9 protein-coding genes are annotated in these 11,843 nt (G+C 59.9%); 5 read left to right on the forward strand and 4 right to left on the reverse strand.

The features are described from left to right. Nucleotides 1-61 precede the first annotated feature (61 nt). From FFB58_RS20255 to selB, 3 genes are all read left to right on the forward strand, one after another. Nucleotides 62-670, forward strand: coding sequence for a glutathione S-transferase (locus FFB58_RS20255; protein ID WP_138370838.1), 609 nt, complete (start codon nucleotides 62-64; stop codon nucleotides 668-670). A gap of 104 nt (nucleotides 671-774) precedes the next feature. Further along, entirely contained in the window at nucleotides 775-2,160 is a 1,386-nt protein-coding gene (gene selA, locus FFB58_RS20260) for an L-seryl-tRNA(Sec) selenium transferase (RefSeq protein ID WP_138370839.1), read from the forward strand. Continuing rightward, nucleotides 2,157-4,010, forward strand: a complete 1,854-nt coding sequence (selB, locus tag FFB58_RS20265; RefSeq protein ID WP_138370840.1) for a selenocysteine-specific translation elongation factor — start codon at nucleotides 2,157-2,159, stop codon at nucleotides 4,008-4,010. Before selA ends, selB begins: the two co-directional genes overlap by 4 nt. Here the strand turns inward: selB and FFB58_RS20270 are convergent. After that, nucleotides 4,007-4,894 (reverse strand): ROK family protein, encoded by an 888-nt coding sequence (locus FFB58_RS20270; protein ID WP_039030131.1) that lies wholly within the window; start codon nucleotides 4,892-4,894, stop codon nucleotides 4,007-4,009. The genes selB and FFB58_RS20270 overlap by 4 nt on opposite strands. A 166-nt stretch (nucleotides 4,895-5,060) precedes the next feature. Here FFB58_RS20270 and aldB point away from each other — a divergent pair, with 166 nt between their 5' ends. Further along, a complete protein-coding gene (gene aldB, locus FFB58_RS20275; RefSeq protein ID WP_138370841.1) occupies nucleotides 5,061-6,599 on the forward strand; it encodes an aldehyde dehydrogenase AldB in 1,539 nt (512 codons plus the stop codon). Here the strand turns inward: aldB and FFB58_RS20280 are convergent. Continuing rightward, nucleotides 6,596-7,558, reverse strand: coding sequence for a LysR family transcriptional regulator (locus FFB58_RS20280; protein WP_138370842.1), 963 nt, complete (start codon nucleotides 7,556-7,558; stop codon nucleotides 6,596-6,598). The genes aldB and FFB58_RS20280 overlap by 4 nt on opposite strands. A 119-nt stretch (nucleotides 7,559-7,677) precedes the next feature. Here FFB58_RS20280 and FFB58_RS20285 point away from each other — a divergent pair, with 119 nt between their 5' ends. Continuing rightward, nucleotides 7,678-8,418, forward strand: a complete 741-nt coding sequence (locus FFB58_RS20285) for a MipA/OmpV family protein (RefSeq protein WP_138370843.1) — start codon at nucleotides 7,678-7,680, stop codon at nucleotides 8,416-8,418. Nucleotides 8,419-8,468: 50 nt separating this feature from the next. On the opposite strand, the gene FFB58_RS20290 is transcribed toward FFB58_RS20285, so the two are convergent. Then, complete coding sequence (locus FFB58_RS20290) at nucleotides 8,469-10,424, reverse strand: glycoside hydrolase family 127 protein (RefSeq protein WP_138370844.1); 1,956 nt, start codon at nucleotides 10,422-10,424, stop codon at nucleotides 8,469-8,471. Nucleotides 10,425-10,434: 10 nt separating this feature from the next. Continuing rightward, nucleotides 10,435-11,835 carry an MFS transporter gene (locus tag FFB58_RS20295; protein WP_039030126.1) on the reverse strand — a complete coding sequence of 467 codons (1,401 nt, stop codon included), beginning with the start codon at nucleotides 11,833-11,835 and terminating at the stop codon, nucleotides 10,435-10,437. Between the last annotated feature and the right edge of the window lie 8 nt (nucleotides 11,836-11,843).

An 11,843-nucleotide genomic window follows, 5' to 3' on the forward strand; every position in this document is an offset into this window, starting at 1 on the left:
CTGCCTTTTTTTCTATGCCTGGGCCATACTTATCCTTTTGTTGGCGGATAAGGAGCAGGCAATGAAACTCATCGGCAGTTATACCAGTCCCTTCGTGCGTAAAATCTCCATTCTCCTGCTGGAGAAAGGCATCACTTTTGAATTTATTAATGAACAGCCCTATCAGGCTGAAAGCGGTGTCGCGCAGTACAATCCCCTGGGCAAAGTCCCGGCCCTGGTCACCGACGAGGGTGAGCACTGGTTCGACTCGCCGATCATTGCCAGCTACATCGAACTGCTGGATATCGCCCCGGCTATGATCCCCCGTGAACCCAAAGCGGCGCTCGTTATCCGGCAAATTGAGGCGCTGGCGGACGGGATTATGGATGCGGCGCTGGCTTCCGTGCGTGAACAGGCCCGTCCGGCGGCACAGCAGTCTGAAACGGAGCTGCTGCGCCAGCGCGAAAAAATTGTCCGTAGCCTCGACCACTGTGAACAGCTGATCCGCGAGGGGAAAATTGCCACCGACAGCGTCAATCTGGCGACCATCGCTATCGCCTGCGCCATCGGCTACCTCAATTTCCGCCGCGTTTCGCCAGGCTGGTGCGTCGATCGTCCGCTGCTGGTGAAGCTGGCGGAAACCCTCTTCCAGCGCGAAAGTTTCGCCCGCACCGAACCGCCAAAGGCTTGACGTAGCCCGTTAACACTTCCCTGCCGGACGCGGTACAATCCCTCCTGACATTGACTCCCTCTCCCGTCGGGAGGGGGGAAGATACCTAACCGTCAGGCGCATTCATGACTACTCAGCACGCTCTCTACAGCCAACTCCCCGCGACCGATCGTCTGCTTCGCGATGCCCGTCTTACTCCCGTTATTGCCCGCTTTGGTCACAGCCGAACGGTGAAGACCTTGCGCCTGCTCCAGGACGAAGCCCGCGCCGGGATTCGCGCCGACAATCGCCTGCCGGCCTGGTGTGACGACTGGGCGCAGGAGACCGAAAAACGGCTGGCGCAGGATGAAGCCCAGGGGCTGCGGCAGGTGCTGAACCTGACGGGCACGGTGCTGCATACCAATCTGGGGCGCGCGCTGCTGGCTGATGAGGCGGTTGCCGCCGTTACCCAGGCGATGCAGGTCCCGGTGACCCTGGAGTACGATCTCGACGGCGCCGGACGCGGCCACCGCGACCGGGCCCTGGCGGGGCTGCTGTGCCAGCTCACCGGGGCGGAAGATGCCTGCATCGTGAATAACAACGCTGCGGCGGTGCTGCTGATGCTCGCTGCCACCGCGAGCGGTAAAGAGGTGGTGGTCTCGCGCGGTGAGCTGGTGGAGATTGGCGGCGCGTTTCGCATCCCGGATGTGATGACCCAGGCCGGGTGCCAGCTTCGGGAGGTGGGCACCACCAACCGTACCCACGACCGGGATTACGCCGCAGCCATCAATGAAAATACCGCCCTGCTGATGAAGGTCCACACCAGTAATTACCAGATCGAAGGCTTCACCCACGCCGTCGATGAGGCGGAGCTGGTGCGCATCGGGCAGGAGAAGGGCGTGCCGGTGATTGTCGATCTGGGCAGCGGTTCGCTGGTGGATCTCACCCGCTACGGCCTGCCAAAAGAGCCGATGCCGCAGGCGCTGATTGCCGCAGGCGTCAGCCTGGTGAGCTTCTCGGGGGACAAATTGCTGGGCGGTCCGCAGGCCGGGATTATCGTCGGCAGGCGCGATCTGATTGCCAGATTGCAACAGCACCCGCTGAAACGCGCCCTGCGGGCGGATAAAATGACCCTCGCCGCGCTGGAGGCGACCTTGCGCCTCTATCTCCACCCGGAGACGCTGGCCGAACGGCTGCCGACGCTGCGCCTGTTGAGTCGCGATGCCGCCGCTATTCACCGTCAGGGGGAGCGGCTGCTGACGCAGGTCGCCGCCCACTACCCGGACTTTGAGGTTCGTGTGGAAGATTGCCTGTCCCAGCCGGGCAGCGGATCGCTGCCGGTAGATCGCCTGCCGGGCGCCGCCCTGACCTTCACCCCGCGCGACGGGCGCGGCGGTCAGCTGGATGCGCTGGCGTTGCGCTGGCGATCGCTGCCCGTGCCGGTGCTGGGGCGGATCAAGGACGGGCGACTGTGGCTGGATTTACGCTGTCTGGAAGATGAAGCACTGTTTCTGGAGATGTTGTTGAAATGATTATTGCCACTGCCGGTCACGTTGACCACGGCAAAACGACGTTGTTGCAGGCGATCACCGGCGTCAACGCCGACCGCCTGCCGGAAGAGAAAAAGCGCGGCATGACCATCGATCTGGGTTATGCCTACTGGCCGCAGCCGGATGGCCGGGTGCTGGGGTTTATCGACGTGCCGGGGCACGAAAAGTTTCTGTCCAACATGCTGGCGGGGGTGGGCGGCATCGATCGCGCCCTGCTGGTGGTGGCCTGCGATGACGGGGTGATGGCGCAGACGCGCGAGCACCTGCAGATCCTCAATCTGACCGGCAATCCGCAGCTGACGGTGGCGCTGACCAAAGCCGACCGCGTCGATGACGCCCGGGTGGAGGAGGTGCGCGAAGAGGTGCTGGCCACCCTGCGCGACTATGGCTTCGCGGATGCGACGCTGTTTGTCACCGTCGCCGCCGAGGGGCGGGGAATAGATGCCCTGCGCGCCCATCTGCAACAGCTTCCTGACCGCGCCCATGCGGATCATCACCGTTTTCGCCTGGCTATCGACCGCGCCTTCACCGTGAAAGGGGCGGGGCTGGTGGTGACCGGTACGGCGCTCTCTGGCGAAGTGCGCGTGGGCGACAGCCTGTGGCTGACCGGAGTTAATAAGCCGGTGCGTATTCGTGGCCTTCACGCGCAGAATCAGCCTGTCGAACAGGCCCACGCCGGGCAGCGCATCGCCCTGAACCTGGTGGGCGATACGGAAAAAGCCGAGCTTAACCGCGGCGACTGGCTGCTGGCCGAAGCACCACCGGAGCCGACCACGCGCGTGATTGTCACCCTGCAGAGCGACGTGCCGCTCACCCAGTGGCAGCCGCTGCATATTCACCATGCCGCCAGCCACGTTACCGGCCGCGTCTCGCTGCTGGAAGGCCGTCTTGCGGAGCTGGTCTTCGATACCCCGTTGTGGCTGGCCGACAACGATCGTCTGGTGCTGCGCGATATCTCTGCCCGCGTCACCCTGGCCGGGGCGCGGGTCGTGACGCTCAATCCACCGCGTCGCGGGAAGCGTAAGCCGGAGTACCTGAGCTGGCTGGCGACGCTGGCAACGGCGACGGATGACCACGACGCGCTGCTGGCGCATCTGGCGCGCGGGGCGGTTAATCTGGATGAGTTTGGCTGGGCACGCCAGCTCAGCGGGGAAGGTCTGCGCCAGCTGGTCCAGCAGCCGGGTTTTATCCAGGCCGGTTCCAGCCTGCTCAATACCCCTGTTGCCGCCCGCTGGCAGCGTAAAATTCTGGATGTGCTGGCGACCTACCATCAGCAGCATCAGGATGAGCCCGGACCCGGACGTGAGCGCCTGCGTCGCATGGCGCTGCCGATGGAAGATGAAGCCCTGGTGCTGCTGCTGATCGAGCGGATGCGCGAGAGCGGGGAGCTGCACAGCTACCACGGCTGGCTGCATCTGCCGGATCATAAAGCGGGCTTTACCCCGGAGCAGCAGGCCATCTGGCAAAAAGCGGAGGCGCTGTTTGGGGACGAACCCTGGTGGGTACGTGACCTGGCGCGTGAAACTGCCACCGACGAGCAGACCATGCGTCAGGTGTTGAAGCATGCGGCGCAGCAGGGGCTGATCACGGCGATCGTCAAAGATCGCTATTACCGCCACGATCGCATCGTCACCTTCGCCAACCTGATCCGGGAGCTGGACAGCGAGCGCGGCTCCACCTGCGCGGCGGATTTCCGCGATCGGCTTAACGTCGGGCGCAAGCTGGCGATCCAGATCCTCGAGTACTTCAACCGCATTGGCTTCACCCGCCGCCGAGGCAACGATCACCTCCTGCGTGACGCACTGCTCTTTAGCGGGGAGGCACAGCCTTAGGTCTCGCTTCTGGCAAGCTTCTGTTTTGCCAGCCACACGGCGCCCAGCCTGCCCGCCTGGTTACCCAACTGGCAGGGCAGGATCGGCACCTGCAGCGATTCCCACTCTTCAAAGGTTCGCAGGTGCCTGTCGAGCAGTTGATAAATTTTCTCCTGCTCGCTGATACCGCCGCCAATCAGCACTACCTGCGGGTCGAACATCGAAATCACGCTGTAGACCCCGCGCGCCAGAAACAGCGCCCACTCTTCAACGGCTTCGCGCAGGTGCAGGTCGTTCTCCATGCGCTCAAACAGCTCTTCGCCTTTCGGCATATCATCCCCGGAAACCCCCAGCGCCCGGCGGCAGGTCTCCATCAGCCCTTTGGCCGAGGCGACCTCATGCATCCCTTCGCCGTTCTTACCGACCGGTATCACCCCGAACTCCCCGGCGCGGTAGTGCGAGCCGCGATAGAGATCGCCCCCGAGCACAATGCCGCCGCCGATCCCGGTACCGAGCGTCATGCAGACAAAATTCTCATACTCACGCCCCGCGCCGCGCCAGCGCTCACCCAGGGCGGCGCAGCTGGCGTCATTGTCGGCCACCAGCGGCAGATCGGTCAGCTCTGCGAAAAGGTCATACAGGTTGACATTATCCAGGTACTCCAGCGCGCCCGCTTTCGCCGCCTCGCCGGTATGGGTATTGATGTGCCCCGGGATGCTCACTCCGATCGCCACGATCTCATGTTCGTCCTGGTAAGCTTTGACCACCTCACGCCACTGTTTTTTGAAACTCTCTTCATCCTCTGGCGTATCAAATTGATCGGTGGTGAGTTCGTTGCCGTCCTCGTCGATCACGCCGTGTTTAATGTGGGTTCCGCCCACGTCAAAGCCGATAAAAAGCCGCATTTATCCTTACCTCCGCCCGGTTTATGCGCTTTAAGTATGGCTCAGCGCCGGAAACCAAACGTAAAGTAAGGTAATGCGTGAAGGGGCTCGCAAAGCAGATGACAACTGGCGATATTTTCACCGTCGCGGTCTACCTTTGAATGACACTACACACAAGGAGACAGTCATGACGAACAACCCTCCATCAGCACGTATTCTACCTGGCGAATATGGTTTTCCTCTCAAGCTTAAAGCCCGTTATGACAACTTTATCGGCGGCGACTGGGTTCCTCCGGCCGACGGCGATTACTACCAGAACCTCACCCCGGTGACCGGCCAGCCGCTGTGCGAAATCGCCAGCTCCGGGAAGCGCGATATCGATCTGGCGCTGGACGCCGCCCATAAAGCGAAAGAGAAATGGGCGCACACCTCGGTGCAGGATCGCGCCGCGGTATTGTTCAAAATCGCCGATCGCATGGAGCAGAATCTGGAGTTGCTGGCAACGGCAGAAACCTGGGACAACGGGAAACCGATCCGTGAAACCATGGCCGCCGACGTGCCGCTGGCTATCGACCATTTCCGCTATTTCGCCTCCTGTATTCGTGCTCAGGAAGGGGGGATCAGCGAGGTGGATAAAGACACCGTGGCCTATCACTTCCATGAGCCGCTGGGCGTGGTCGGGCAGATCATCCCCTGGAATTTCCCGCTGCTGATGGCCGCCTGGAAAATGGCCCCCGCGCTGGCGGCAGGGAACTGCGTGGTGCTGAAGCCGGCGCGCTTGACGCCGCTGTCGATACTGCTGCTGATGGAAGTGGTGGGCGACCTGCTCCCGCCGGGCGTGGTGAACGTGGTGAACGGCGCGGGTGGCGAAATCGGTGAATATCTGGCGACCTCCAAACGGATTGCCAAGGTGGCGTTTACCGGCTCCACCGAAGTGGGCCAGCAGATCATGCAGTATGCGACCCAGAACATCATCCCGGTGACGCTGGAGCTGGGCGGTAAATCGCCGAACATCTTCTTCGCCGACGTGATGGACGAAGAGGACGCCTTCTTTGATAAGGCGCTGGAAGGCTTTGCGCTCTTTGCCTTCAACCAGGGCGAAGTCTGTACCTGTCCAAGCCGGGCGCTGGTACAGGAGTCCATTTACGAGCGCTTTATGGAGCGCGCCATTCGCCGCGTGGAGTCGATCCGCAGCGGCAACCCGCTGGATAACGTCACCCAGATGGGGGCGCAGGTCTCCCACGGGCAGCTGGAGACGATCCTCAACTACATCGATATCGGCAAGAAAGAGGGGGCGGATATCCTGACCGGCGGACGGCGCAAGATGCTGGACGGTGAGCTGAAAGAGGGGTACTACCTCGAGCCGACCATCCTCTCCGGTAAAAACAACATGCGCGTCTTCCAGGAGGAGATCTTTGGCCCGGTGCTGGCGGTAACCACCTTCAAAACCATGGAGGAGGCGCTGGAGCTGGCTAACGATACGCAGTATGGCCTGGGGGCGGGCGTCTGGAGCCGTAACGGCAATCTGGCGTATCAGATGGGGCGCGGGATCCAGGCGGGTCGCGTGTGGACCAACTGCTATCACGCTTACCCTGCCCATGCCGCGTTTGGCGGGTATAAGCAGTCGGGTATTGGCCGTGAAACGCACAAGATGATGCTGGAACACTACCAGCAGACCAAGTGCCTGCTGGTCAGCTACTCCGACAAACCGCTCGGCCTGTTCTAACCTTTCAGCGCAGGCCGCCCATGGGTGGCCTGCTCAATCTGCTTACGCAGGGTATTCAGCACGCCATCCAGCACAAACTGCACCCGCCACGGCTGATAGTCACGTTTACGGAAGATAGCCACCAGATCCAGCCACCACTCCTCCTGATGGGTGAAACAGGGCACCATCAAGCCCTGTTCAATCTCCTTGTTCAGGCTCTCTTTGGGCGCAAAGACGATCCCCAGATGATTGCGCGCCAGTTCCAGCGCCGTCTGGGTGTTGTCGCAAATATAGTTTCCGGTGACTTTATAATCCTGGACCTGCTTGCTGTGATTCGAGCGAAAACGCCAGATGTTAGCGTCATCGACGATCATTGAATCAATAAGAATGCAGGAGTGGTTAATTAAATCGTCAGGGTGATTAATAGGGTGCTTCTTAATATATTCTGGGGTGGCAAAAGCGGTAACAGAATATTTCGTTAAGGTCGTGGCAACCAGGTTTTCATCTTTTGGTTGAGCATAAGAAATTAAAATGTCGCAATCGTCGGGAAAAATGACGCCTTCGAAATATTCATTCCGGTCGAGGTTGCAGGTTTTCAGGCTAATGCGAATATCGCCGATATTTTCGATCTCATGAACTACGTGGCGGGCCAGATAGGTAATGATCCCCGTCGGCCCATAAATGGTCACCTTGCCGCGTTTTTCATGCTTATAATCTGCAATAAAATTAACCAGTTGATCGTTCTTTTCCAGCGAGGCGTTGATGAAGGGCAGCAGCGCCTCGCCGAACTGGGTAAGCGCCAGATGGCGGGTGGTGCGCTCAAACACCTTCAGCCCAACGCGGGTCTCAAAATCAGAGAGATATTTACTCACATTGGCCTGGGCCATGCCTAACAATGCGGCAGCGTCACCGATACTGTGCGTCGCGGCAATGACGGAAACAATTTTTAATTCTCTTGGTTTGATTTGCAGCTTGTTCATTGCCTGACGCTCATCTATATGAATTTATATATAATATTATACGAATATCAAAATTGCATTGCGATTTTTGTAACCATTATTATGCGCCGGGTCGTATGACATTTAATGGATTACAAACAATGAAGTTTAAAAATAATTTACTTATCGCGGCCGCTTTATTTACGGCGACGTCCGCAATGGCCGATGATTTTTCAATTGGCGCGGGCGCCGTGTTTAATGAGTCGCCATATAAAGGCTATAACGAGAATGTCTCCGCTGTCCCGTTAATTAGCTACGAAGGGGAACACTTCTACGTGCGTCAGGCTACCGGCGGCTGGATCGTCTGGAAAGATGCCAAAAACGAACTCAGCCTGACTGCCTCCTGGATGCCGCTGAGCTTCGACCCGGAAGACAACGACGACCATGCCATGAAGCAGCTGGACGAGCGCAAAGCCTCCGCGATGCTGGGCGGTGCGTACTACCATCACGAAAGCTGGGGTAGCCTGAAATTTGCGATTGCCGCAGATGCGATGGATGAGAGCGGTGGCGTGATGGGTGAAATGTCTTACTTCCGTCCGTTCCGCATGGAGCGCCTGACCCTGACGCCATCGGTGGGCGTGCTCTTCCACGATGAGAGCTTCAACGACTATTACTACGGCGTCTCTGCGAAAGAGTCCCGTCGCAGCGGTCTGCAGCAGTACACCGCAGGTGAAACCGTCACTCCGTATGTGGGTGTGGCTGCCAAATATCAGCTGACGCAGAACCTCTGGCTGAACGCCAGCGCCGTCTATACCGTGCTGCCTGACGACGTGAAAAACAGCCCGATGATCGACCGTGACGACAGCTTCGCGCTGATGACCGGCCTCTCCTGGAAATTCTGAGTTTCCAAAAATCAGCCCTCAGGGACGAGGGCTGCCTCAGCGGTTACTGCTTACGCCTCATCCACCCAGATCCGCATCTCCCCTTCGCCACGGTTCGCCCAGCTAAACCACGGAATAAAGGTCAGGGTCTGCGCCTGTTGCGTGGTGGGTGCCCTGTCGTACTGCCACAGCGGCTGTTGTTCAGCGTCCGCGGCATGGCGGGTAAAGCCTTGCGTCTGGATCAGCATCTTGTGAGCAAAAATCCCTTTGCCTTCAAACAGCTTAAATTCGCTGTGCGCCGGAAGCGCCAGGTTGTGCAGCCCCGCGCCGTTATCCGCTTCTTCAAGACAGTAAACCAGCGGTCCGCGCTGCAGGGCCACTTTCCCGGCCTGCTGGCGCACCTGCGGATTACCGTAAACCCGGCGGACCGGCATCGGCAGGGTTAAGAGCAGCGTATCGCCCTCCTGCCAGCGGCGGGTCAGGTAGAGATAGCCCTGACGCACCTCACCCGTAACGGCTTCGCCATTCAGCGTCAGCCGTGGCGCGTCGCACCAGTCCGGCAGACGCAGGGCCAGGGTATGGTCGATGGCAACAGGTGAGACGATCTCGATTTTGACCTGCTCCTGCCACGGATAATTGCCGCTAATCCGCACCTGCAATTCCTGCCCGCCCACCGGGAACGCCATGCTGTTGCCGATGTAGAGGTTAATAAACAGGGCGTCGTCGCGAAGGGTATAGATGTAGTGACCAATCGAGGTCAGGACGCGGGCGATGTTCGGCGGACAGCAGGCGCAGCCGAACCAGCGCTGGCGAACCGGCTTCACGTGATCGTAGATATGGTTAAACTTCAGCGTCTTCGGATGCACTTCCAGCGGATTGACGTAGAAGAAGTGCTTGCCGTCCAGCGCCATGCCGCCGAGAACGGTGTTGTAGAGCGCGCGCTCCATCACGTCGGCGTACTGGCTGTTGGCCTCCATCTCAAGCATCCGGCGGGCAAACATCATCAGGCCGATCGAGGCGCAGCTTTCGGCATACACGGTGTCGTTGGGCAGATCGTAATCGCTGCTGAAGGCCTCGCCGCTGCTCTGGGAGCCAATCCCGCCGGTGATATACAGCTGGCGTCGGGCCATATTGTTCCACAGGCGCAGGCAGTCCTGGCGTTTGCCTTCATCCTGGCTCAGACGAGCCAGGTGCGCGACGCCGGTCATCAGATAGACGAAACGCACCGCATGGCCGATCGCCGTTTGCTGTTCGGCCAGCGGCTGATGCGCCTGGCTGTAGGCTTTATCCTGCACCATCCACGCCGGGCCGTAGGTGTTCCAGTAGGAGGTTTTGCCCCGCTTCTCATATTCAATGTCGTAGAAGTGCGGCTGGGTGCCGCGCTCCTCGACGAAATACTTCACCAGCGCCAGATAGCGCGGCTCCTGGGTGACATCGAACAGGCGCATCAGCGCCAGCTCGATCTCCGGGTGGCCGGGATAGCCGTGCAGCTGCTGCTCGCCCGGGCCAAAGACGCTGTCGATATGGTCGGCCAGCCTGCACACCACCTCCAGCAGACGGCGTTTGCCGGTGCCCTGGAAGTAGGCCACGCCTGCTTCAATCATGTGTCCGGCGCAGTAAAGTTCATGGCACTCCGCCAGATTGGTCCAGCGTTCTTCCGGCGCTTTTACCGTGAAGTAGGTGTTCAGATAGCCATCGTCGCACTGCGCGGCGGCCACCAGCTCGATCACCTCATCGGCGGTCTTTTCCAGTTCCGCGTCGGGCTTCTGGCACAGCGACCAGGCGACCGCCTCCAGCCATTTCGCCACGTCGCTGTCCTGAAAGACCATTCCGTAAAACTCACCGCTCTGCTGGCCTGCCGCGATGCGAAAGTTGCTGATGGCATGGCTCGGTTCGGCCTCCTCGATGCGATCGTTCAGGGCATCCCACTGGTAGGGAATAACGACGTCGCGCACCAGCTGTTGATACTGCCCCAGAAACGGGTCGCTGATTTTCAGTTTATGCAGGTCGGGTTCCATTATGGACATCATGTTCTCCTCAGGAGTGAGCGTGACGCTGGCGCAGGTCGGTGGCAATGCGCGCCATCATCGGGTTATCGAGTCGGCACTTGCGGATCGCCAGCGCCAGCAGCAGATGGAAAAGGGCAGGTAGCAGGGTTTCCATGGCGGTGATGCCCTGCAGCGAGGCGGGTGTCTGGTTGCCCGCGCCCGGCTGGTAGGCCACAAAGATAAACACCAGGCTGATGATCCCGGCGCTGGAGGCCCAGGCCAGCTTGATAAAGAACAGGTTAAAGGCGAAGTTCATGCCGGAGGAGCGCACGCGGGTTTTCCACTCGCCGTAGTCATCGGCAAAGGCCATCAGCGCGAAGTGCAGCGGCAGGGTAAAGCCGAGGATCACGCCGTTCGCCAGAATAACCACCAGCCACAGGGTCTGATGCGCCGGGCCGCCTGGCAGGAACCACATCCCCAGCGCCAGTACTGCCAGCACCAGGTTGGTGTAGTAGTAGAGTTTGACGGTATCGCTGCGGCGCGACAGCAGGTTAACGATCACCGCCCCCAGAATGGCGGCAAAGGTCACCATGGTGAAGAACAGCGAGGTGTAGGCGGTGCTGCCTTCCAGCACGTAGGTGATGAAATACATATAGCCGCCGCCGCGAATGTTAAAGACGTTGATCAGCAAGAAGGACATCACCAGCATCAGCAGCAGCTGGTCGTTCTGACGCAGACCGGCGAGGTGCTCCTTGAGCGTAAATCTTCCCATCATCGCCAGCGGTACCCGCTCGCGCACCCAGAAGAAGCAGCACAGGAACATCACCACCGCAATGGCGCACAGCACCCCGACGCCCAGCTGATACCCCTGCGCTACGTTGCCCTTGCCGAGCAGATCAACCAGCCAAGGCAGGCCGACGGAGACCAGGAAACCGGCCACGCCGCACAGCACAAAGCGCCAGGACTGGCAGGAGAGCACTTCGCTGTGGCGGGTGGTCATGGTGTTGATCAGCGCGCAGTAGGGCACGTTGATGGCGGTATAACCCACCGAGAGCAGCAGATAGGTGCCGAAGGCCCAGGCGATTTTGACCCCCATGCCCGCGTCCGGCACGGTGAAGGTCAGCACGCCGATAATGCCAATCGGCAGGGCGACCCAGAGCTGCCACGGGCGAAAGCGCCCCCAGCGGCTTTGGGTCCGGTCGGCGATGACCCCCATTACCGGATCGGATATCGCATCAAACACGCGCAGGGCGATAAACAGCGTACCGACCAGCGCCGGGGTTAAGCCAAAGACATCGGTATAGAAAAAGGTCAGGAAGTTCATGATCAGACAGGTGATCACCGTTCCGCCGGCATCGCCCAGGCCATAGCCGATTTTTTCTCGCACCGTCAGGCGATCGTTGACGGTCTGTTGGGCAAGCTCTGTCTGTGTAATCGGAGTAGAAGTCATGAGGTAAC

The sequence above is a fragment of the Enterobacter sp. MF024 genome (assembly GCF_005843915.1).
In the GTDB taxonomy this organism is placed as follows: Bacteria; Pseudomonadota; Gammaproteobacteria; order Enterobacterales; family Enterobacteriaceae; genus Enterobacter; species Enterobacter barmai.